This window comes from Thermococcus coalescens (assembly GCF_055392585.1).
Genome location: NZ_AP043764.1, coordinates 373,206 through 394,018, shown reverse-complemented (window position 1 = coordinate 394,018; position 20,813 = coordinate 373,206). Strand labels below are relative to the sequence as shown.

Sequence of the window (20,813 nt, the reverse complement as noted above, 5' to 3'; positions counted from 1 at the left end):
TGCTGTTCCTATCATTGCCATTCGTCTCGGCGGCCGAATCTCTCTGCGGTCCGCATCCTGTTCTCGGCCCCACCGAATACTGCTCGTTTCATCCCTTCATCAAGGTCGGGGAAGATGATGCCATAATAACCCTCTCCTGGGACGCGCTGGGCCCGGGAATGCAGGGGGTACCCACCCCGAGCATGGTTGGGGAGTACTACTTCTACTTCAGGGATGGGAAGCTCTACTACCTTGGCAGCACCACCGGAGCAGAGGAGCTCTTTTATACATTCTACAGGGGGCTTTGGTATTTGAGCGACGGAAGGGCCATAGACCCGGAAAAACCGTGCGTAACCAACAACGTTATGATTCCGGAGGAAATCCGAAATGAGCTGTGCCCCTGCGGCAACGTTTCCATAACCTCGCCCTCGTACCCGGTTGAGTTCAACGGGTCAACGCTCCACATCTCGAACGGCAGAGTGTCCTACAAAATTAAAGTCCCCGACAACATGGCTCTCCATCTCCCGAGCAACACAACCCTGCGCGCAGTCTTCTTGGAGAAAGGGATCCTCATCTACACCCGGCCCGAGAATCCCTTCGTCCCCCTTGACTGGGGGAATGTTACCGTGCTTTACTACGATGGGAGCTCCCTTCGGAGGTTGAATTTCACGAGGGGCCTTGAAACAGAGCCACCGGCCTGTCCGGTTTCCGGTCAGGTGGGGTCTCTGGAGTTCTACCTGATGCTTTTTGCTGGGCCCGTGCTGGTGCTCGTGCTGGCGTACTGGCGGGCGAGGAGGTGAACCTCGTTTTCAGCCGCTCACGGAAGCGGCAACCCATAAATAATTCCTTGAACAAAACTCCACCGGGAGGACCGGATGGATTCAAAAGTATCGCGGGTGTGCCGGACTCAGGAGGAGGCAAAGAAGCTCTACGACAGAATCAGCAGATTCTACGATTTATTTGCTTTTCCCGAGGGAAAATACCGGGACAGGGTGCTGGAGCTCCTCAGCATCAAAACCGGAGAAACGGTTCTGGAGATAGGCTTTGGAACGGGCCATGCCCTGGTGAAGATGGCCGGGCTTGTAGGGGAGGATGGAAAGGTCTATGGTGTCGATATCTCTTCGGGGATGATGGAGGTCAGCAAAAGAAGGCTCCGGAAAGCTGGGCTGTTGGATAGGGTCGAGCTGTACTGTGGAAACGCCTCAAAATTGCCTTATGAGGATAACAAGTTTGATGCCGTCTTTATGAGCTTCACCCTCGAGCTCTTTGATACGCCCGAGATTCCGAAAGTGCTCGGTGAGGTTAAAAGGGTTCTAAAGCCTGGCGGAAGGTTTGGTGTGGTGAGTATGTCAAAGGATGAAGGGCTGGCAGCGAGGCTCTACGAATGGCTTCACGAGAGGTTTCCCCGGTACCTGGACTGCCGGCCGATCTATCTCTCTGAGGTCGTGAAGGGTGCTGGCTTTGTGGTGGTGCACGAGGAGGAGGGGCGGATTTTCGGGCTTCCCGTTGAAACCGTCATCGCATTGAAACCCGGGAGGAATGGGCATGGATAGGGCACTCGTTAGAAGGCTCGTGTCCACGCTTTCCCTCGGCTATATACTCTTCTTCTACTCGGAGATGATGTTCTGGGGGAGGTGGAGACCGGAAGATACTGTCCCAGGGTTTGTGATAACGTGGTTAATCTATTCGGTTCTGGCCTTCTTTGTGCTCCTCATGACGAACCGGTTCCGGGTGGGTGACGTTTACTCGGTTTTCCTCACTGGCGCGGTCTTTGGCTGGCTCGTTGAGGGCGTCGTCGTTCAAACCGTTTACACGGGTTTTCCCTTCAGCATCGTCTGGACGTCGCTGGCCTGGCACGCCCTCATCTCTGTTCTCGCCGGGGTCTATCTGGCGGAAAAGGCTCTGGGCGAATGGGGGGGCAGAAAAGCGGCCCTCTTCTTCATTCTCCTCGGAATTTTCTGGGGATTCTGGGCCTCCTACTGGAAGCTTGAGGACGGCTACGCGGTGAGTCTCCGGGATTTTGCGGCCTATGCGTTCCTCTCGACCATCCTTTTGATGGCAGCATACGCGGTTCTTAATGCCTCGATCCCCGGAAGTTTTGAACCCAGAAAGCTTGAAATCGGAGCATTTGCCGCCGTTCTGCTGTTTTTCGGAGTATTTACAGCCCTGGCCGTCCCATTTTCAATCCTCCTTCTACCCCCTCTCGTAGGGATTGCCTTCTATGCCCTGAGGAGGCTCGAAGGGAAGAACTTTTTCTCCGACCATTGGAGGCTAAATGGGAGCAGGTATGCCATGCCTCTCTTCATGCCGGCTGCCGCTCTCCCGGTATACACCGCTCTGAGGGACATGTGGTTTGAGGTCAACGTCCCCGTGGCGCTGGCAACCTCTGGAATCGCCATTGTTCTCCTTTTGAAGGCACTTTATAAGGCATTGGGATGAACACCCTTTAATATTGGAAATTCTTGAGGCTGTTGATTATCATTTTGTTCATAATAATCCTATTAACGCTTCAAATTAAAAAGACATTGACAAAAGAAAAGGTGATTCAAAATGAACGGTGAGATGAATGAAATGAAGGAAAAGAAGGGCATGCACGGGAAGGGCAAGATGGAAGGAATGAAAGGTGGCATGAAGGGAATGAAGGGCAGAGGAAAGATGAAGGGAGGCTGCAAGGGCCACGGTAGGGGCATGAAGGGTATGGGCGGAAAGCACGGGATGCACGGAGTGGAGGAGCCTCAGAAGGAGTACGCCTACGTCCGGGAGGTCGAGACCGGCTTCGACGAGACTGTGGCAAAGATCAAGGATGAGCTGAAGAAGGAGGGCTTTGGCGTCCTCAGCGAGGTCAGGGTTGACAGCCTCTTCAAGGAGAAGCTCGGCCTTGAGATGGAGCCCTACGTGATCCTCGGGGCGTGCAATCCGGACTACTCAAGCGAGCTGATAGGCATAGACGTCAACAGCGGCACCTTCCTGCCCTGCAACCTCGTGGTCTACGTTAAGGAAGGGAAGACCCACGTGAGCCTCCTGCTCCCGACGAAGGCCATGAGCGTGACCGGGAACGACGAACTCCTTGAAGTCGCCGGAAAGGTAGAGGAGATACTGAAGGGCGTTGTTGATAGGGTTTGATCTCTTTTCTCCCAAATTTTACAAAATGGAAAATTCGGACATGTCACTCTTTTCTCCAAATTGCCGAAAACGTTATATACTCCAAAACCCCAGCACTACCGTAGGTGAGTGGGAGTGGAGGTGAACCGTCATGCCGCACCTGTTCATAGTCGGTTACGAGAACGACGCCGAGCGAAAGCGCGTTGAATACCTGCTGGATAAGTGGTCAAACCGCGCCAGGATCTCCAAGGTCAGGGGGATATCCTTCATAATAGAATCTGGCGACGTTGAGGGCTTCGCGGAGGAACTTCTCTCGAAGCTCGACCCCCCGACGGAGGGGAAGGTGAGGGTTTACCGCGTGGAGCCAGAGGACATAGGCTCGAAGGTCGCACCCAACAGGAGAGAGATTGAGTACCTGACCCGGGAAGAGCCCGTGGTGGTTCAGAAGCTTCTGAAGTACGTCCTCTCAAAATTCGGTGCATACTACGTCTCCTCTGAGGGGAGCACCTCTCGGTACCGGGCGTACACCAAGAAGGGGAGGATGGAGATAGAGACCTCCGTGGAGAAAACGGGGGAAGGGACGCGGGTTGTCATAGGGATTGAAGGCTACGGGAGTGCCGTTGATGACCTGGCTAAAAAACTGGAGAGGGAGCTCTCCCTCCTGCTGTGAGGTGATACTATGGTCGTGTTCAACGAGGGGAACCCGGAGTGCGTGAGAAACCTGCTCAGGTCGGCGGAGAGGATTCTGCGCCAGGGCAGGGACATCACCGTTGAGGACTTCGAGACCCGGAGGGGCCTGTGGGAGAGGATTCAGGACTCGTACTCGCGCTATCTCGAAGGCGAGTGCGGGGACTTCCTGAGGGACCTTGACGCGGCGTTCAGGTCGAAGTTCGAGGCGGCCTTGGCCATACTCGCATGGAGCTTCCGGAGGAAGGGCGAGGACTTTCCACCTGCAGAAAAGCGCTTCTCAGAACGCGAGATAGGTCTGATAGACGAGATACTGAAGTACAACGTTTTCGAAATAACCACTAAGGAGGACATACTCGGAAAGCTCTACCGCAGGGAGCCGGAGACGGTGCAACTCCTCAAGACCTACTACCTCGGCATGGACAGGTGGATAGAGGAGCAGCTCGAAGACCCGGAGATAAAGCTCCCCCTCAGGTACTACCTCAAGAGGACGTGGAAGGGCTACCGCGAGAAAATCGATGCCGCCATAAACGAGGCGAGCAAGTACGGCTGGTTCAGGACGCTCATGGAGGAGTGGGAGAGGGAAAAGGCGGAGGAAGTCGAGGCCGTCAGGGAGAGCTACGAGGCCAAAGTTGGAGAGCTGAAGAAGAGAATAGCCGAGATGGTGGCGTTCTTCGAGGAGGAGCGCGAGAGGCTTGAGACCGAGCTCAGGTCATCGAGCCTTGAGGAGATTGAGAAGCTCCGCAGGGAGAGGGAGGAGCTGGTCGAGAGGTTCGAGAGGGAAAAGGCCGAGCTTGAGAAGAGACTCCTTGAGCTCAAGGACGATGAGCTGAGGAAAAAGCTGGAGGAAGAGCTTGCAAAGGCCAGAGAGGAGGCACTGCGCGAGGCGAAGCTCCTTGAGGAGAGGCTCAGGAGGAGGGAGCTTGAGCTTAGGGAGAAGGAGATGGAGCTGAGGAAGAGGGAGCTTGAGCTGTCCGAGAAGGAGGGTCTCCTAAAGGGCAAGATAGAGGAAATCCTCGCGATCTCGGGCAAGGTTGAGAAGGGCTCCCGCCTTGTTCTCAGGGACGAGGCGAGGATAGGCGAGCTGAACTTCGTGGGCAGAATGAAGAGCAAATTTGCTGGAGAGGTGAGGCTCTTCGGCAAAACGTACTCCGTTGAGAGCGTTGAAGAGGGGAAGGGCGAGGACACGTCGAGGTTCGCAGGAAAGCTTGACGAGAAGTCGCTCAAGAACCTGCCGGAAAACAGGTACGTCGAGGTAACCCTGAAGGAGAAGAAGCTCCTCGGAAGGAAGGAGCGGATACTCATCAGGGGGCTGTATCTGACGAGGGTCGAGAGGCTCGCGGAGCTGGGCCTTGACACCGACCCCCTCACCCTGGCGGAGATAAACGTGCACCTCATAGATGCGAGGGACTCGAAGGGGAACGCCAGGACGGTGCTGGTTATAGCATCCCCCCTCGGCTTCGAGGAGAGGGTGAGGAGGTACGTCTCATCGGAGGACTTCCACAGGAACTTCTACTCCGAGAACGTCTCGCTCATACTCCTCGACACGGAGACGGGAGAGGTAGTCCACAACCCCAACGACCGCTACGCCGGGGCTCTAGCCCCTCTGGTGCGCCTTGAGCTCGACGAGGAGGTCTATGCCAAGGTCAGGGAGTGCGTGAGGAGAAAGCTTGAGGGCAGGGACTACCTGCCGCTCAGCGAGTGCCTCGACTGCGGTGATGAGGAATACGTGAGGCGGGCGTTCTATGAAATCGGCCGCGATGGCAACCTGGTGAAATACATAGACGGATTTGGCCTTGTGCTGATAAGGAAATGAGGTGGTTGAGATGGGGATACTCGACAGGTTTAGGAAGAACCCGATCGAAAAGCTCTCGCTGAGGGAGCTTCAGGAGGAGGAAATACGCCTGAGGAACAGGCTTGAGAGGACGAAGAAGGAGATCGAGCGCATCGAGAAAAAGAAGAAGCAGCTCTTCCAGGAGGGCATAGGGGCGGACGTGCTCAAGAAGAAGATGCTCGCCCAGGAGATCAAGAGCCTCGACATGGAGCAGAAGCTCAGGCTGAGAGACTTCACGACGGCACAGAAGCAGTACACCTTCGTCAAGAACCTGATAGTCGTCAAGAAGTACGAGAAGGAGCTGAGGAAGATAGGCCTCTGGGACAAGCTCTCCAAGGTCGAGCCGGAGCAGCTTGAGAGCGTGCTCGTCAAGGTGAGCCTCGATGGCAGGGAGTTCGACGAGATGGTCGAGAACCTGAACAGGGTTTTTGAGATGGACATAGCCGAGTTTGAGGCGACGGAAGACCAGACCGAGAGGGAGCTCATGGAGGCCTGGGCCAGGGTCGAGACAGGGGAGGCGGACGTTGAGGAAGTGACGGAAAAGATAGCCTCGCCGAAGCTTGAGAAGGACGCGGAGGAGGAGCTGTGATGGGGCTCCTTTCAAGGTTTTTCGGGAGAAAAAATCCCCTGGACATTCCCATAGAGCAGCTCAGGGAGAACCAGATCAAGCTCGACATGCAGATACGGAAGATAGAGGACGAGATAGCCGAGATTGACGCCCAGATAGCGGCGCTGTTCCAGAGGGCAAAGGAGGCGAGGAGCAAGAGCGAGGAGCTCACGATAGCGACCAAGATCAAAACCCTGAACAAAAGGAAGCAGAGCCTCCAGAACACGCACGCCCAGCTCAACAAACAGCTCATGCTCGTGGCGAACCTGCTGATAATCAAGGAGAACGAGGCCATACTGAGGGACACGCCAACGTGGGAAATCCTCAGGAAGATGTCGCCGGAAGAGCTTGAGAAGCACCTCGTCAGCATGCAGCTCGACGCCCAGAACCTCAACGAAAACCTCAACACCATGCTCGGCTACACCGACCAGGCCATAGGTGCGGGCGTTGAGTTCGAGGAGGACGAGGAGCTGGCCGAGATAATGAGGACAATACAGGCCGTTAAGGAGGGCGAGCTGGAGCCGGAAAAGGCCGCAGAGAAAGTGACGAAGGAGCGGGAGGAGGAAGCTGGGGAGGCCGTCACGGAGTGACCTCCACCTTGGCATGAATCCTACCCGGATATTTTTCGTGAGTGAAAACAACCTCCGTGCGGGCTTTCAAAACGGCACCAGAAAGGGTTAAATGACTGCCGGAACTGCCTGTCTCAGCGGGAATGGAGGGATACGCGTGCACATGGGGCACTGGTTCATGGACGACGACATCCTGGAGGGCTTCGTCAAGCTCTTCGTGTTCATCGTCATAATCTCCGTCATATTCGGGAGGGCGGCTGGATTCATAATATTCATCGTGATAGCCATGTGGATAGGACACCTGATAAAACACCTGCTTAAGGACGTTTCGAAGTCCAAGAAGTACAAGAGGCGGTACCCCAGACCGGTTCCGCCCGCTCCACCCGTCCCGAAGGAGGACATGAAGGAGCTCCTCCGCAGGTCGGTTATAATAGAGCTTCCGCCGAGGCTTTACGCCGGGGAGGAAGTCCCGGTTAGGATCGGCTTCAGGAACCTGCTTCACGGGGCCATAAACGTCGAAATAGACCTCAGCGGTTTGGCCAGATACTTCGATCTCAGTTCTACCAGGGTCTATTTCAGGGGCGTTAAACCCGGCGAGTACGTCTTGCAGACCGTAACGGCCGTCCCCAGAAGCCCCGGAAAGGTCAGCGCCAAGGTCGCGGTCCGCTCCGGTATGGTGAGCGCCAAGGTGAGGGTGAGCACAGAGATAACCGAGAGGCCGAAAAGCGAGGAGAGAATCAGCACTCCGGTTCCAGTCCCCGCCGGAAGCGGTCGGACTTCCGTTGAAGATGCCCCCCGCACCCCCCTGGAGGAGCTCTTCGCGAGGTACAGGAAGGTCGAGCCCATCGGCGAGGGCGGCTTTGCAAGGGTTTACAGGGCCGAGAGAAAGGACGGGACGGTTGTTGCCCTCAAGGTTCCGCTCAGCCTGACAGAGGAGGGGGGCAAAGCGTTCCTCAGGGAGGTCAGGAACTGGTCGCTCCTCAGCCACCCCAACATAGTCGAGCTCTACGACTACAACATCTTCCCCGTCCCGTACCTTGAGATGGAGTACTGCGAGGGCTCTCTCGCAAAGCTCGGGAAGCCCGTGAGCCCGGTAAGGGCCGCGAAGATAATCTTCGACGTCGCAGAGGGAATAAAGTACGCCCACTCGAAGGGCGTCATCCACCGCGACCTCAAGCCGAGCAACATACTCCTGAAGAACGGGAGGGCGAAGGTGAGCGACTGGGGGCTAAGCAAGCTCCTCAAGGAGAGCAGGACGACCCATACGGTCAGCTTCACCCCCCTCTACGCCGCCCCGGAGCAGATAAGCTCCCGCTTTGGAGGAACCGACGAGAGAACCGACGTCTGGCAGATAGGAGCTGTGCTCTACGAGCTCCTTACGGGAAGGCCGCCCTTTGAGGGTGAGGACTTCGTGGAGGTGGCGTCAAAGATAACCCTTGAGGAACCGGTTCCGCCGAGCCAGCTCAACCCCGAGGCCAAGCCCCTTGAGCAGGTCGTGATGAAGTGTCTGGCGAAGAACAAGGAGGAGCGCTACCGGTCGGTGGAGGAGCTCCAGAGGGACATTGCGGAGTTCCTCGGCACCAGCTACCGCGAGAACCTCAGCAGGAGCGTTTCGCTCAATGACCTGTCGAGGAGCGCCTACTACGCCGGGGAACTGTTCCTCCTGTACCTGAAGCTCAACGACCTCGTTAACGCGCTGAAATACGCCGATGACCTGGTTCACTACGCAAGGGGCGAGACGAGGGAGGAGCTCCTGAGGCTGAGGGAGCAGCTCAGGCTCCGCCTTGAGAACGGCCTCGACGTTCCCGAGGAGCTTCTGGAAAAGGCCGAGATGATAGTGCACAGGATAAAGCTGGGTTTCAAGGGGGTGTGAGAATGCCGGTTGACCTTTCGGGGCCCCTGATGAGCGAGTTTGAGAGGGCTAAGAGGGAGTTTGAAAGGGCCGTTTCAGCGGGAGAGATGGAGAAAGCTAAGAAGAGCGCCCTCAGGTGTGCCTCGCTCCTGAGGGAACTTGCGAGACACGTTCCCTATAACAGTGAGCTCTACCTGAGGAAGGCGAAGAAGTGGGAAGACGTGGCGGGGCAGATAGAGCGTGGCGAATACGGACGAAGGGCCGTCGTGGGTGCGGAAGGGAAGAGCACGGCACAGGAGAAGGACGAGGAGGATCAGTTCAGGGAGTACGTCCTCGGACTCATGTCAAAGTCTAGGATAACCTGGGACGACATAGGCGGCCTTGAGGATGTCAAACTCCTCATGATGGAGACCGTTGTGATATCAGCCCTCAAAAAGCCCGCCGCGATCCAGCCGTGGAAGGGCATCCTCCTCTTCGGGCCTCCGGGGACGGGGAAGACGCTTCTGGCTTCGGCCGCCGCTGGGAGCTTAAACGCGGCGTTCTTCAACGTCAAGGCTTCGAGCGTCCTCAGCAAGTACTTCGGCGAGTCGAGCAAGATAATCTCAGCACTCTACGAGGTCGCTAGGGAGAAGGCACCGAGCATAGTGTTCCTCGATGAGATAGACGCTCTCACCACGAGGCGCTCCAGCGACACGAGCGAGGCCACGAGGCGGATGCTCTCGACCCTGCTCACCGAGCTTGAGGGCTTCCACGAGGGTGGAGACGGGAAGCTCGTCCTCACGTTAGCGGCGACCAACACTCCTTGGGATCTGGATGAAGCGGTTCTATCGCGCTTCCCCAAGAGGATCTACGTCCCGCTTCCGGATAGAGAAGCCGTCAAGGCGATAGTCAGGATTCACACCAGGGGGCTGGACATTTCGAAGCTCGACTTCGATGCGATAGCGGAGGAGAGCGTCGAACGCCTGTACTCCGGCAGGGACGTGAGGAACCTCTGCCAGGAGGCGGTGTGGAACATGATACGCGAGGAGAACAGGGATCTCCACAAGCTCGCCAGTCTCCCGCTCGAAGAGCTGAGGAAGCGCTCGCTGAGAACGCGGCCGCTGGAGATGAGGGATTTTGAGGAGGCGTTCAAGAGGATCAAGAGTCCTCTCAGCAGAAAGGACATCGAGCGCTACGAAAAATGGGCGGAGGAGTTCGGGGGATGAGCGGGGCAATCTCCGCCGGGATTGGAAGCACCGTCTGGGGCATTTCCCATCCTGGGCCGAGGGATAAAAACGAGGACGCGTTCCTCATACTCTCCCTTGGCGACGCGTACCTCCTTGCCGTCGCCGATGGTCTGGGCGGGCACGAGAAAGGTGAGCTAGCTTCGAAAATGGCGGTGGAGACGCTCCGCCAGACGTTCGAAGAGAACTATGAGACAGGCATGGGAGATGAGGACGTCGGGGAACTCCTGAGGAGGGCATACTGGGAAGCCCACAGGGAGATCGTGGATCTATCCAGTGAGCCGGGAAAGGTTGGGACGACCCTCACCTCGGCCTTCGTGAGAGGCGGAACTGCCGTTATAGCGAACACGGGCGACAGCAGGGCCTACCTGATAAGGGATGGCCGGGTCATAGAGAGGACAAGAGATCATTCCATCGTTGAGGAGCTCCTTGGGAGGGGCGTTATAGGGCCGGAGGAGGTTCGCTCCCACCCTATGAGACACGTCGTTACGAGGGCCCTCGGCATAGGGTTTGAGGTTGACGTTTACACATGGAGGCTTGAAAAGGGCGATGTTCTGCTCCTATGCTCCGATGGACTTCACGATGTCCTGGACGAAGGCGAGATAGGTGAGATCGCCGGAAGTGGGGGGCCGGGGGACATCGCCGAGAGGCTGGTGTCGGAGGCGCTGGGGGTTGCCGAAGACAACGTAACGGTGGTCGTGTTCATGGAGGTGTGAGGATTATGGTCAAGCTCTGGAAGTCGAAAGAGGAGAAGGAGATAGAGAGAAAGATACGTATGAGGAAGGCCAAGATGGCGCTGAAGCAGTACATCAGCAACCTTGAAAACCTGAAGCGCAAGATTTTCCTCCAGGGGAAGGAGGCGGCAAAGCTTGGGGACGAGGCCCTCCTCAAGAGGAGCGCCGTGAAGTACCTGACTCTGGAGCAGAGGATAAAGCAGGCGAAGAGACTGCTCCTACTCATGGAAGAGGCGGAGATACAGAGGGAGCTCGTGAAGGTCTCCGCGGACTTCATTCAGTTCAGCAAGGACGTTGTTAAGAGCATTGCCGAGGGGCCGGGGGCAGAGGACGTCGCGAAGATGCAGGTGGACTTTGAGAAGGCCATGGGTAAGGTTGAGAGCCTTGAGGAGGCCCTCAACGCAATGATTGACCTCACGAGCGAGAGCATACTCACGGGGGAGTTCGACACGGAGACCGTTGAGCTGGCGGAGGGTCTGATGGTCTCCTCTGCCGAGAAAGAGTTTGAACCTGGAAAGAGGCTGAAGGAAATCGAGGACATGATGAAAGGATGAGAATCCTTCTTTTTTCCCTGCGTTATGAGCCGTATTCTGCGATCCTCCATTTTTTAACAAAAAAGGCTAAATACCTCTTCACATGATATTCAGTTATGGTGTTGGACATGAAAGGGAAGGAAGATGTGCACGGGGAGCACGTGCACGATGAGATGGAAAGAGCCCCCGGAATGGAGGATATGGAGCATGGGAGACACCTCCATGAAGGCACGCATGGAGAACACGAAACCACTGGCCATGCAGGTCACGAACATGGTGGTCACGAGGGGCATGAAATGGAGGCCCACAAGGGTCACGACCATGAGGGCCACGAAGGGCACAAGCACTCCCATGCGGAGCACCACAGGATGATGATGGAGGACTTCAAGAAGAGATTCATCGTTTCTGTGATACTGACGATTCCAATCCTGATTCTGTCCCCGCTGATACAGAACTTCTTTGGATTCGAGCTGACGTTTCCCGGCGACCACTACGTCCTGTTTGGGCTCTCAGCGGTGGTCTACTTCTACGGCGGCTGGCCGTTCCTGAAGGGCATGAGGGACGAGCTGAAGAAAAAGCTGCCGGGAATGATGACCCTGATAGCGCTGGCAATCACGGTTGCCTTCTTCTACAGCGTCGCCGTCACGTTCGGTCTCCCGGGCAAGACCTTCTACTGGGAGCTGGCGACGCTTATCGATATCATGCTCATCGGCCACTACATCGAGATGCGCTCCGTCCTTGGTGCCTCAAGGGCATTGGAAGAGCTCATAAAGCTCATGCCAACCGAGGCCCACCTCGTAACGCCCGAAGGGATCAGGGACGTCCCGGTGAGCGAGCTGAAGAAAGGGGATATAGTCCTCGTCAAGCCCGGCGAGAAGATACCCTCCGACGGCGTCATCGTCGAGGGCGAAACGAGTGTAAACGAGGCCATGCTCACAGGGGAGTCAAAGCCCGTCTACAAGAAGCCCGGGGATACCGTTATCGGCGGTTCCATAAACCTTGAGGGCGCGATAAAGGTCAGAATAGAGAAGACAGGAAAGGACACCTACCTTATGCAGGTCGTCGAGCTCGTCAGGCAGGCGCAGGAGACCCGCTCGAAGACGCAGGATCTGGCAAACAGGGCCGCCTTCTACCTCACGCTCATAGCCATAACCGCCGGAACGATAACCCTCGGCACGTGGCTCTACCTCGGCAAGCCCTTCGTCTTTGCCCTCGAACGTATGGTCACTGTCATGGTCATAACGTGCCCGCACGCCCTCGGCTTGGCCGTCCCCCTCGTTGTCTCGGTCTCGACCTCGATCTCGGCCAAGAAGGGAATCCTCATCAGGAACAGGGAGGCCTTCGAGAGGGCCAAGGACGTGCAGGTGGTTGTGTTCGACAAGACCGGAACGCTCACCGAGGGGAAGTTCGAGGTAACGGACATAATCCAGCTGGACGAGTTCGGCGAGGAGGAAATCCTGAAGTACGCCGCAGCCCTTGAGTCCCACTCAAGCCACCCAATAGCCCAGGGAATAGTTGAGAAGGCCAAGGAACTCGGCCTTGAGCCCTACGGCGTCAGTGAGTCAAAGGTCCTGCCCGGCAAGGGTGTCCGGGGCGTCATCAACGGCAAAGAGGTTCTCGTCGTAAGCCCCGGCTTCCTCAAGGAGAACGGGCTCTGGAAGGAGGACGAGCGCGTCAACAAAGTCCTCGAGCAGGGTAAAACGGTGGTTTTCCTCGTCATCGATGGAAAACTCGTCGGTGCACTCGCTCTGGCGGATAAGATAAGGCCCGAATCAAGGGAGGCCGTTGAAAAGCTCCACGAGATGGGGATAAAGGCGTACATGCTCACGGGCGACAACGCCAAGGTGGCGAAGTGGGTCGCCGAAGAACTCGGTCTGGACGGCTTCTTTGCGGAGGTTCTCCCCCACCAGAAGTCGGAGAAGGTTAAAGAGCTGCAGGATAAGGGCTTTGTCGTGGCAATGGTCGGAGACGGCATAAACGACGCCCCCGCTTTGATCCAGGCGGACGTGGGCATAGCCATTGGAGCAGGAACGGATGTTGCGATAGAGAGCGCGGACATAATCCTCGTCAAGAACGATCCGAGGGACGTCATAACAGGGGTAATCCTGGCAAAGGCGACCTATAGAAAGATGATAGAAAACCTGGCGTGGGCGACCGGATACAACACCTTCGCAATTCCTCTGGCGGCGGGCGTGCTCTACAGCTATGGAATACTCCTCAGCCCCGCCCTCGGTGCCCTGCTGATGAGCATGAGCACGGTGATAGTGGCCATAAACGCGAGGTTCCTGAAGGTTTGAGCCCCCACTCTTTCATTTTATCCATTTTTTCTGTGAAGCATAGAGTAGAGTTCCTCTAATGTGGGTTCGTTTCGTTTTATCTCCTCAATGGTTATACCCTCGCTCACGAGGAGCGTGTTGATTTCCGACGGCTCGGCATTTTCCAGCAGGATGTACCTTTTCATGATTTTTGGGTAGTATCCGTTATCCTCAAGCACTTCGGCGGCCATCTTGATGTTCTCCACCTTCAGGGAGATTGAAGCTCCTGTAGGAAAACCGCGCTTGAACTCCTTCAAACTTCCTGAGAACAGCACTCTGCTCTCTTTGATAACTGTAATCTTTTCGCATAGCTCGTCAACGTCGCTCAAAATGTGTGTGGAGAACAAGACTGCGGTGTTTCTCTCTTTCACATATCTCTCCAAAAACCGCTTGAATTTAAGCCTCCACTCGGGGTCGAGTCCTCTTGTGGGCTCGTCGGGGATTAGAACCTCGGGGCTACCAAGAAAAGCCCTTGCTATTGCGACCCTCCTCTGGGTTCCACTTGAGAGAGCCGAGACTTTTTTCTGGCATACTCCAAAAGCTCGAAGAACTCCAACAGTTCTCTAAGCTCTTTCTCATCTTAAACCCCCTTCAGCGAAGCATAGCGCTTGAGGTTGTCCCACACTGAAAGGCTCGGATGGAGAAGGTCGTACTCCGGGAGGTGGCCAATCCTTGCCCTCACCTCGGGGTTTTGAGAGGATTAACGCCGAGGACTTCCATCCTGCCGGAGTCAGGGACGAGGAGGCCAAGGATCGGGCGGGAGGCGGAGGTCTTGCCTGCCCCGTTGTGGCCGAGGTAGGCGTGGACTTCGCCGGGCTTCGCAGTCAGGCTTATCCCTCGAAGAACTTCTTTTCTATTTATGCTTTTCCTCACGTTTTCAAGCTCTATCATAAAACCACCTCACGGCTCTTACCACTTATACTAGGATTATGGCTTCCGGGAGTCTTTCTCCATAGTACTTGAGTACTGCAAAGTAAGCTGCCAGCACAACCAACAGAGTGGGAAAAGCAACAAGTAGTGTGCTTGAGAGGTAAATGCCGACTCCGAAGTATCTTGCAAGGTACAGGGGAAGGAGGTAGGCTATCATGAACACAGCAACTTTCAAGAAATCAAGGTGTTTCTGCTCCACAAGGGCACACAGCAGTGTGAACAGCAGACTGAAGGCAAAGAGGAGTGGGATGCAGGATAGCATAGTCAGGAGTAGTAAAGATGGAGTGGTTTTCGCCCCAACGAATGTTCTGAGTATACTTCCAATTGCAAGACCTCCTCCGATGAGGAGGGATCCGTAGATGGAAGCAGCCCCCGCCTTTAGGAGAAGGATTCCCTGAGGGGACAGGGGGACTGAGAGTTGTATCTCCAGTGCTCCTGTCGTTTTGGCTCATGATACGGGGGAGTTACGATGATACTGACCATGATGGAGAACGCCACTGCCAGCATCCCAAGGGTTAGTCCATTCTCAAGACTTGGGCTGAGAATGGAAATTGCCATGTAGATTATGACTACGTTCGCTAAGGCGTTCACTCCAAGAATGCCGAGCTCTTTCGCAGTGTATTTAACTTCATCCATTAACCGAGATTTGATCATCTTGTGAGTCATTTCTCAAACCTCCAGAGCATGCAGTATGAAATTTTATAGTTTTTTGATGAAGTTGCTTTGCTGTAAAGCTGTACTGTTCATGATAAAAGCGCATATTTCGCTGATAGATGCCTCCCGAATCTCTTCGTTTTTAATCTTTGTAGTATTGGAAAGGGCATGGTGTTCTCCAATGACCGACACTCTTTCATTAATTGCCACTGTTACATTATGGGGGTTTTTCAGGATTTTCTTAATCTCCGAGAATGACTCCATCTCTATTGCATAAACATCCTTAAATGCCCGTTTCAGATTGTTGGGAGAATCTGCGTACAGTAGTTTTCCCTGATGTAGAACCAATATATAATCGGCTATCTCCTCAAGCCAGGTGGCCGTGTGAGATATGAGGAAAATGCTTTTACCTTTCTTTAAAGCGTGATGAATTAGCTCCATAACCTTAATTCGCCCCCAAAAATCCAGCTCTTCGAATGGTTCGTCCAAAATATAAATGTCTCTGTCAGGTAGAAATGCAAGGAGTATTGACAGGCGCCTTTTTAAGCCTCCGCTTAAGTTTCCGACAAGAGTGTCCCTATACGGAGAGAGTCCCAGGTTATCCAATAGCTTATTTGCCTTAGTGTCGGATTCTCCAAAAAGCCTGGAATACAGTTCAACAATTTCCCGAACAGTTAAGGCATCCTCAACTATATTATCTTGGGGCAGGTATGATATCATTTGCCGGATTTCTCTTTTGTTTGAGTTTATTTCCTTGCCTTTTACCTTTACAGTCCCCTCGTCGTAGGGTAAAAGCGTACTGATTATCTTAGCTAAGGTGCTTTTCCCACTTCCGTTTTTACCAAGCAATATTATCAGTCCCGAGGGGGCTGAAAAGTTAATCCTGTCAAGAGCACGTGTTTTTCCAAATGTTTTTGTTAGTTCTTTGCACATAATGAGAGATTCCTCCATCATTCACACCTCCGCAGGAATACATGCAAAAATATGAACGCAAAGGGAATTACCACTGGTCCAAAATAGATTCCTAGGATCATCAGGATAGATGCCAGAAAGGGAAGCAATATTGAATCTTTTCCGTAGTACTTTTTGAATTTCCTCGAGAGTGCTATACTGGAACCAAGAAATGCCCACAATATCAACCTGAGGATAATTTTAGTGTTTATCCCGACGGTAAATGGGGCGGTTATGATCATTGAAAACAGGGTGAACATTGATAAGGAAATAAAGAGTTTCCTAAAGTTTAAGAGTCTCAACGTATCTGCCACACTAACACTACTAATCAAAAAAGATGGGAGAAGGTATCCAATAGTCATGTATATTATTTCAATTCTTTCAAGCCTTGAAATATAGTTGTAAATAATGGGCGACATTAGTATGGGGGCAGTTATAAAGGAGTACCTTACTGAGTAGCTCATAATGATGGATATCCACACCGGGTTTCCTTTAAAAAATTTTACTGGGATCATGACTGGTCTCACACTTGGCTCCTTTCCTATAAATGTTAGGAATAGTATGGTAAGGGCCATGGTTGATAATGATATTAAGATGAGATTCTCAGTTTTAGGGATCTCCATAACCAACTCTGAAATACTTCCCGAATTCCCAACTATCAAGGATGTCTGAATCACCACAATCATTATCAATATTACCGCAGGGATTAGACCGGAAATCAGAAATACCCCCAACAGAAGGAAGCACGAATAAATTGTTGAGACAAGGCTCATATTCAGGATATCATTCACTGAGAATTCAAATCCACCAATAGCTATCATAATGCCAGAAACTGAGAATACATAAAACATGGAGAAGGCAAAAAGCGCTGATATGATACCAAATTTTTCAAGATTGTAATATCCACCACCACAGGAGAATTTCCTTATCTGGTATAATGTAGAGTTGCATTCAATAACATATCCAATAACAAATACTGTGATGTATAAAATGAGTGGCTCGATTATAAATGGCGTTTTTGAAAGTATAGAGAAGAATAATGAAGAGCCCATCGCCAGCCCGTAGTATTTCATAAGCCTGTTAAAGTAATGAAGCAGGATAGATTTAAAACACATCTGTCAGGGCCCCCTGTTACTTTCTGACATCTTTACTAGCTCCTCGACAAATTTTCTACTTTCATTGTACAGTACAGGGCTAGTGTTTATGTACAGGCAGATCTCACATATTGATGATACTCTGGGGGGAAGCGCAAATTTTCTGGACAGCTGGTGTACTAATCGCTCTGGATATCTCGTTAAAACATAAAGATAGGGATCATTAACCATTTTTTCCACAATATCTGCAATATCCTCTTTGTACACGTTTCCATACTTAAGAAACTTTGACAGCTCACTGCCCGCACAGCAGGGTGTTACGTCCCCACTGCTTGTGATGGTTAAGTTCAGATTGTACCAGCACCCTCCTTGGAGTAACGGAGTCGGGCTTAAATATATTTCATCTTTTGGTATTCTTTCCCTGGCTCTTCCAATCCATGAGATTGGGGAGCTCGCTATTAAAAACCCCTCAATACTATCATCGAGCAATTTATATAGAAGATTCAACTTTTTTGTTTTTGTGGTTTGAACTCGTAGGATTGCCCCACTAACTAATTTCTCTTCCACCGTCTTTTTTAGGTTCCCAAGAACGTTTTTGTAATATTGTTTACCTAGACATTCAACATGGAAAGGGGTGATGGAAACTTCCACGTAGTCGGTGTACTCTAGTATCGGATCATAGAACTCTTTGTGTGTAAATAAATACCCATTAGTAACTATTTCAGTTTTGAACCCCAGCATTTTTGCAAATTTTAGGATCTTTATCAGATCCTCCTTGAAAGAGGGTAATGTTACTTCCCCACCTGCAATGCATACTTTCTTTTCGTTTAGATATCGGGTTAATGAGTGTGAAATCTTTTTTAGAACCGCTATGACTTTATCAACCTTGAGGGTCTGAGTTGTTTCAGGTGAACATGAGACGTAACAGTGATTGCACTTAGCATTGCAACATCTGGTGTATTCAATGACTACACCATTAAACCTAATCTCTTTATAGGGCTTTGTGTCTGCATGGCGGGTTAATGGTATTGTCTCACTTCTTTTTTTGTTTTTAATGTCCAGAAATGTGTGCCACCCCTGCTGGGAGGGAACATGACAATAATCAAAAGGATCTACGCTCCTCGATATATACCAGTTCCCGCTGGGAAAGGAATAGATTAAAAAGCTCTTTTTTGCATCGTTGCCCAATATCACAATCTGATTATATGAGCTGTTCAGGATATCGTTTTTTAAAATATCCCCTAGGTGTGGGTCTTTTCTGAGCAGAATGTTGCCCTCTCTGGAGCCCGTCTGATGAAGAACAGATGAAAGCACTAAAGTTTTTTCAAGTAATTTATCCAGAACATCCTTATTCTCACACTTTAAATACACCCAGTAATCATATATCCAGGGACTAATGGGGGACAACAAGTCAAGCAACAAACTTCCCGCATTCTCAACGTCGGAATCTTTGACGAGAGCCAGCCTATCATCGACAGCAATTATGCAGGACTTTATTGAGCTTTTAGATGTTGGAACCTTTGTTAGCCCAGACGTATTGATATGTGATTTCTCAATGAGCTGGTTAGAGTCTACTACAAGGTAGTCACTGTATTTCAAAACATCATAGTGCTCTTTGGGAAGATTGAGCAGGGATCTTGGGCGGGAAATATAAAAGATTAAAAGGTCTTCCATCAATACCCACCTATAACAACTTGTTTATTGGAGAAATCCCCTCAAAGGACAATGCTTTTGTAGCCGCCGCTGCGAGTATTCCAGACACTATCCCAGCCGCAACACTCTTTACAAAAGATGTTCCCGCCGCCGCTTTGGCTGCTGCGACTATGGCGGCAACAATAGCGTTGGGTTCAGATCTCGAAGGTGCCCCCCACATTTCCTCCAAGTACATAGCAAGCTCTTCCACAGAGATCACCAACTACAAATAGTATTAATACGAATTTAAGTTTTTTTCTAAACTTTGTGTTTAAAATATTAAGTTAACAAATTTTTCTATAAAAAAGCAATATCCTGTGAACCCAATTTCGGAAATACTGGGTACGTAAAAACTTACAACTTCCGATAGTTTTCACTGTTTTGGACGTATATAATCTTAGACTAACCATAAGATGTGTGATTACTAACTCTGCCCCACATCCACCTCAGATGAGCACCATTTTCTCCCCCAAGCTTCGTGCCGAGGGATTTTATCATCAGAAAAGATACAATGATGGTCCCCGTGGAGAGGAGCAGGGAAATACCGAATGCCATTGGTATTGAGAGTCCCATCCCCAGATACTTAGGGATGTAGAGGGGTGCAAAGAATGCCACAAGGGCAATGACTCCCTTTGCAACGTCGAGGCGTATCGAATGGAACAGGAACGTTATCAGAATTACCAGAAAAGTGAAGCTGAAGAGGAGAGGAGCCGATATTAGGACTCCACTGAATATCTTTGTCAGGGAGAGGGGATTGCCTAGGTATTCAGTAAGCATCCATCCGGCGATACTACCCAAAGCTATCCCCGTGATTCCTATGATAAAACCTCCGAGAGTTCTAATGAACACGAGCTGAACCGGATCAAGCGGGAGACTGAGGAGCATCTCGTGGATGCCCAAAAGCTTCTCCCTGGAAACCGTGCCGCTGAAGAAGAGGGAAACTATTATGGAGAGGAAGATGCTCAGGCTTCCAACGACTTCATCACTTGTAGGGGATTCAAGCTCGCCATCCAGTAGAGAACAGCCGTCATGAAAGGAATTAACAGGGAGTTAAGTCCAATTTGTTTCGTGGTATATGTGAGTTCTTCAAGGACTTGAGCCTTTGTTGCCCTAAAGTTCATTGCTGGCATCATTTCCTCACCTCTATGATCTTCTCTTTTATGCTACCGTCTAATATAGCATCCATAACTTCATGGATGCTATCAAATGCTAGATAGTATCTTTCTCCACTCACATCATCTATGAGCAAACCAGAGTCGGATATAGCATAGGAAACTACCTCCCCGTATTTGCCTGTGTACTTACCCAACCGGTATCGACCAAATTCAAGTCCATTGGTTCTCCACCTAAGTACTTCCCGATACTCTTTGATTCTGAAGTTTTCGATGTTAATATGTGTGGTTTTTCTTTTTGTCTGTATAATTATCTCAGTTTTATTCTCTTTGTGTCTTACTATGACTTTTAGGGGAATGTAGTTATCCAAATAACGCTTTATCATTATTGCAACAAACGTTACTGTTCCAAGGATTAGGCGTCAACACTATTAAAAGGGGCACCAATGAATTATCTGCCATTGCTACTCCCTCACTATTTCTGGATTTTTGATCACTTAACATTTCTTCTTTTAATAGTGTAACGAAATGGATTTCTCTGTCTCTTATATAAAACCATATAAACTCGTTCGTGAACAACCATAAAACTGCATTTTTCAAATCGTTTCGTATGATTTCCTTAGGAACTTCTGGGTACTTATGACACAGGATCTCAAGAAGCTCGGAGAATTTTGCGTATCCACGTGCTCTAATTGTCTTAATGATTTCACCCATTGTGGGTTCATGATCGTTATCTTCCATGTAATAGGATTAAATGTAGCGCTCCTACCATTATTTTCGAATCTGAATTTAAGGCTTTTAGGCATAGCGAGCAAATATTTATCAGATTCAACCTCATTCAGCAAATTGTCGAGATATTTACCGATATTTGCCTTATCAATATGCACTGCCATTTAGCAACACCTCGCGAACCTTTCTCGCTAGAGCTATGGACTCCCTTTCATC

25 protein-coding genes and 1 pseudogene are annotated in these 20,813 nt (G+C 51.6%); 14 read left to right on the top strand and 12 right to left on the bottom strand.

Going from position 1 to position 20,813, the window contains the following annotated elements; genetic code table 11:
* Positions 1 to 14 precede the first annotated feature (14 nt).
* From ACZ5M3_RS02270 to ACZ5M3_RS02205, 14 genes are all read left to right on the top strand, one after another.
* Complete coding sequence (locus ACZ5M3_RS02270; protein WP_464840099.1) at positions 15 to 779, top strand: hypothetical protein; 765 nt, start codon at positions 15 to 17, stop codon at positions 777 to 779.
* 75 nt (positions 780 to 854) lie between these two features.
* Positions 855 to 1,532: a class I SAM-dependent methyltransferase gene (locus ACZ5M3_RS02265; RefSeq protein ID WP_464840098.1), complete on the top strand. Its 678-nt coding sequence runs from the start codon at positions 855 to 857 to the stop codon at positions 1,530 to 1,532.
* On the top strand, positions 1,525 to 2,418 hold the full coding sequence (locus ACZ5M3_RS02260; protein WP_464840097.1) for a hypothetical protein: 894 nt from the start codon (positions 1,525 to 1,527) through the stop codon (positions 2,416 to 2,418). Before ACZ5M3_RS02265 ends, ACZ5M3_RS02260 begins: the two co-directional genes overlap by 8 nt.
* Positions 2,419 to 2,529: 111 nt before the next feature.
* Entirely contained in the window at positions 2,530 to 3,102 is a 573-nt protein-coding gene (locus ACZ5M3_RS02255; protein WP_464840096.1) for a DUF302 domain-containing protein, read from the top strand.
* A gap of 130 nt (positions 3,103 to 3,232) precedes the next feature.
* Entirely contained in the window at positions 3,233 to 3,751 is a 519-nt protein-coding gene (locus ACZ5M3_RS02250; RefSeq protein ID WP_464840095.1) for a hypothetical protein, read from the top strand.
* A gap of 9 nt (positions 3,752 to 3,760) precedes the next feature.
* Positions 3,761 to 5,584 (top strand): hypothetical protein, encoded by a 1,824-nt coding sequence (locus ACZ5M3_RS02245; RefSeq protein WP_464840094.1) that lies wholly within the window; start codon positions 3,761 to 3,763, stop codon positions 5,582 to 5,584.
* 10 nt (positions 5,585 to 5,594) lie between these two features.
* On the top strand, positions 5,595 to 6,191 hold the full coding sequence (locus tag ACZ5M3_RS02240; RefSeq protein ID WP_464840093.1) for a chromosome assembly protein: 597 nt from the start codon (positions 5,595 to 5,597) through the stop codon (positions 6,189 to 6,191).
* A complete protein-coding gene (locus ACZ5M3_RS02235; protein WP_464840092.1) occupies positions 6,191 to 6,799 on the top strand; it encodes a hypothetical protein in 609 nt (202 codons plus the stop codon). The genes ACZ5M3_RS02240 and ACZ5M3_RS02235 overlap by 1 nt, the downstream gene beginning before the upstream one ends.
* Positions 6,800 to 6,890: 91 nt before the next feature.
* Positions 6,891 to 8,651, top strand: coding sequence for a serine/threonine-protein kinase (locus ACZ5M3_RS02230; protein WP_464840091.1), 1,761 nt, complete (start codon positions 6,891 to 6,893; stop codon positions 8,649 to 8,651).
* Positions 8,652 to 8,653: 2 nt separating this feature from the next.
* Complete coding sequence (locus ACZ5M3_RS02225) at positions 8,654 to 9,835, top strand: ATP-binding protein (protein ID WP_464840090.1); 1,182 nt, start codon at positions 8,654 to 8,656, stop codon at positions 9,833 to 9,835.
* A complete protein-coding gene (locus ACZ5M3_RS02220; RefSeq protein WP_464840089.1) occupies positions 9,832 to 10,569 on the top strand; it encodes a PP2C family protein-serine/threonine phosphatase in 738 nt (245 codons plus the stop codon). The genes ACZ5M3_RS02225 and ACZ5M3_RS02220 overlap by 4 nt, the downstream gene beginning before the upstream one ends.
* A gap of 5 nt (positions 10,570 to 10,574) precedes the next feature.
* Positions 10,575 to 11,141, top strand: a complete 567-nt coding sequence (locus ACZ5M3_RS02215) for a hypothetical protein (protein WP_464840088.1) — start codon at positions 10,575 to 10,577, stop codon at positions 11,139 to 11,141.
* Positions 11,142 to 11,288: 147 nt separating this feature from the next.
* A complete protein-coding gene (locus tag ACZ5M3_RS02210; protein WP_464840087.1) occupies positions 11,289 to 11,492 on the top strand; it encodes a hypothetical protein in 204 nt (67 codons plus the stop codon).
* Complete coding sequence (locus tag ACZ5M3_RS02205; RefSeq protein ID WP_464840086.1) at positions 11,417 to 13,417, top strand: heavy metal translocating P-type ATPase; 2,001 nt, start codon at positions 11,417 to 11,419, stop codon at positions 13,415 to 13,417. The genes ACZ5M3_RS02210 and ACZ5M3_RS02205 overlap by 76 nt, the downstream gene beginning before the upstream one ends.
* 17 nt (positions 13,418 to 13,434) lie before the next feature.
* Here ACZ5M3_RS02205 and ACZ5M3_RS02200 read toward each other — a convergent pair whose 3' ends face one another.
* The 12 genes and pseudogenes from ACZ5M3_RS02200 to ACZ5M3_RS02145 form a co-directional block, all read right to left on the bottom strand.
* Positions 13,435 to 13,806: an ATP-binding cassette domain-containing protein gene (locus ACZ5M3_RS02200; RefSeq protein WP_464840085.1), complete on the bottom strand. Its 372-nt coding sequence runs from the start codon at positions 13,804 to 13,806 to the stop codon at positions 13,435 to 13,437.
* A gap of 18 nt (positions 13,807 to 13,824) precedes the next feature.
* Positions 13,825 to 13,914, bottom strand: a pseudogene (locus tag ACZ5M3_RS02195) (ABC transporter ATP-binding protein); the annotation flags it as partial.
* Positions 13,915 to 14,113: 199 nt separating this feature from the next.
* Positions 14,114 to 14,326: an ATP-binding cassette domain-containing protein gene (locus ACZ5M3_RS02190; protein WP_464840084.1), complete on the bottom strand. Its 213-nt coding sequence runs from the start codon at positions 14,324 to 14,326 to the stop codon at positions 14,114 to 14,116.
* 25 nt (positions 14,327 to 14,351) lie between these two features.
* Positions 14,352 to 14,522 (bottom strand): hypothetical protein, encoded by a 171-nt coding sequence (locus tag ACZ5M3_RS02185; protein ID WP_464840083.1) that lies wholly within the window; start codon positions 14,520 to 14,522, stop codon positions 14,352 to 14,354.
* 221 nt (positions 14,523 to 14,743) lie between these two features.
* Positions 14,744 to 15,031 carry a hypothetical protein gene (locus tag ACZ5M3_RS02180; protein WP_464840082.1) on the bottom strand — a complete coding sequence of 96 codons (288 nt, stop codon included), beginning with the start codon at positions 15,029 to 15,031 and terminating at the stop codon, positions 14,744 to 14,746.
* A gap of 33 nt (positions 15,032 to 15,064) precedes the next feature.
* Positions 15,065 to 15,970, bottom strand: a complete 906-nt coding sequence (locus ACZ5M3_RS02175; RefSeq protein WP_464840081.1) for an ABC transporter ATP-binding protein — start codon at positions 15,968 to 15,970, stop codon at positions 15,065 to 15,067.
* Positions 15,970 to 17,043, bottom strand: a complete 1,074-nt coding sequence (locus tag ACZ5M3_RS02170; protein WP_464840080.1) for a hypothetical protein — start codon at positions 17,041 to 17,043, stop codon at positions 15,970 to 15,972. Before ACZ5M3_RS02170 ends, ACZ5M3_RS02175 begins: the two co-directional genes overlap by 1 nt.
* A gap of 45 nt (positions 17,044 to 17,088) precedes the next feature.
* Entirely contained in the window at positions 17,089 to 18,738 is a 1,650-nt protein-coding gene (locus ACZ5M3_RS02165; RefSeq protein WP_464840079.1) for a radical SAM/SPASM domain-containing protein, read from the bottom strand.
* A 10-nt stretch (positions 18,739 to 18,748) separates the two neighbouring features.
* Positions 18,749 to 18,976 (bottom strand): hypothetical protein, encoded by a 228-nt coding sequence (locus ACZ5M3_RS02160; protein WP_464840078.1) that lies wholly within the window; start codon positions 18,974 to 18,976, stop codon positions 18,749 to 18,751.
* A gap of 182 nt (positions 18,977 to 19,158) precedes the next feature.
* Positions 19,159 to 19,701, bottom strand: coding sequence for a hypothetical protein (locus ACZ5M3_RS02155; RefSeq protein ID WP_464841030.1), 543 nt, complete (start codon positions 19,699 to 19,701; stop codon positions 19,159 to 19,161).
* 17 nt (positions 19,702 to 19,718) lie between these two features.
* Positions 19,719 to 19,886: a hypothetical protein gene (locus tag ACZ5M3_RS02150; RefSeq protein ID WP_464840077.1), complete on the bottom strand. Its 168-nt coding sequence runs from the start codon at positions 19,884 to 19,886 to the stop codon at positions 19,719 to 19,721.
* Positions 19,886 to 20,254 carry a hypothetical protein gene (locus ACZ5M3_RS02145; protein ID WP_464840076.1) on the bottom strand — a complete coding sequence of 123 codons (369 nt, stop codon included), beginning with the start codon at positions 20,252 to 20,254 and terminating at the stop codon, positions 19,886 to 19,888. Before ACZ5M3_RS02145 ends, ACZ5M3_RS02150 begins: the two co-directional genes overlap by 1 nt.
* Positions 20,255 to 20,813 lie beyond the last annotated feature (559 nt).

Coding starts and splice junctions, on each gene's coding strand:
- ACZ5M3_RS02265 (WP_464840098.1), top strand. CDS start 855: ATGGATTCAAAAGTATCGCGGGTGTGCCGGACTCAGGAGGAGGCAAAG.
- ACZ5M3_RS02260 (WP_464840097.1), top strand. CDS start 1,525: ATGGATAGGGCACTCGTTAGAAGGCTCGTGTCCACGCTTTCCCTCGGC.
- ACZ5M3_RS02255 (WP_464840096.1), top strand. CDS start 2,530: ATGAACGGTGAGATGAATGAAATGAAGGAAAAGAAGGGCATGCACGGG.
- ACZ5M3_RS02250 (WP_464840095.1), top strand. CDS start 3,233: ATGCCGCACCTGTTCATAGTCGGTTACGAGAACGACGCCGAGCGAAAG.
- ACZ5M3_RS02245 (WP_464840094.1), top strand. CDS start 3,761: ATGGTCGTGTTCAACGAGGGGAACCCGGAGTGCGTGAGAAACCTGCTC.
- ACZ5M3_RS02240 (WP_464840093.1), top strand. CDS start 5,595: ATGGGGATACTCGACAGGTTTAGGAAGAACCCGATCGAAAAGCTCTCG.
- ACZ5M3_RS02235 (WP_464840092.1), top strand. CDS start 6,191: ATGGGGCTCCTTTCAAGGTTTTTCGGGAGAAAAAATCCCCTGGACATT.
- ACZ5M3_RS02230 (WP_464840091.1), top strand. CDS start 6,891: ATGACTGCCGGAACTGCCTGTCTCAGCGGGAATGGAGGGATACGCGTG.
- ACZ5M3_RS02225 (WP_464840090.1), top strand. CDS start 8,654: ATGCCGGTTGACCTTTCGGGGCCCCTGATGAGCGAGTTTGAGAGGGCT.
- ACZ5M3_RS02220 (WP_464840089.1), top strand. CDS start 9,832: ATGAGCGGGGCAATCTCCGCCGGGATTGGAAGCACCGTCTGGGGCATT.
- ACZ5M3_RS02215 (WP_464840088.1), top strand. CDS start 10,575: ATGGTCAAGCTCTGGAAGTCGAAAGAGGAGAAGGAGATAGAGAGAAAG.
- ACZ5M3_RS02210 (WP_464840087.1), top strand. CDS start 11,289: ATGAGATGGAAAGAGCCCCCGGAATGGAGGATATGGAGCATGGGAGAC.
- ACZ5M3_RS02205 (WP_464840086.1), top strand. CDS start 11,417: ATGGAGGCCCACAAGGGTCACGACCATGAGGGCCACGAAGGGCACAAG.
- ACZ5M3_RS02190 (WP_464840084.1), bottom strand. CDS start 14,326: ATGATAGAGCTTGAAAACGTGAGGAAAAGCATAAATAGAAAAGAAGTT.
- ACZ5M3_RS02185 (WP_464840083.1), bottom strand. CDS start 14,522: ATGATAGCCTACCTCCTTCCCCTGTACCTTGCAAGATACTTCGGAGTC.
- ACZ5M3_RS02180 (WP_464840082.1), bottom strand. CDS start 15,031: ATGACTCACAAGATGATCAAATCTCGGTTAATGGATGAAGTTAAATAC.
- ACZ5M3_RS02175 (WP_464840081.1), bottom strand. CDS start 15,970: ATGGAGGAATCTCTCATTATGTGCAAAGAACTAACAAAAACATTTGGA.
- ACZ5M3_RS02170 (WP_464840080.1), bottom strand. CDS start 17,043: ATGAAATACTACGGGCTGGCGATGGGCTCTTCATTATTCTTCTCTATA.
- ACZ5M3_RS02165 (WP_464840079.1), bottom strand. CDS start 18,738: ATGGAAGACCTTTTAATCTTTTATATTTCCCGCCCAAGATCCCTGCTC.
- ACZ5M3_RS02150 (WP_464840077.1), bottom strand. CDS start 19,886: ATGCCAGCAATGAACTTTAGGGCAACAAAGGCTCAAGTCCTTGAAGAA.
- ACZ5M3_RS02145 (WP_464840076.1), bottom strand. CDS start 20,254: ATGATAAAGCGTTATTTGGATAACTACATTCCCCTAAAAGTCATAGTA.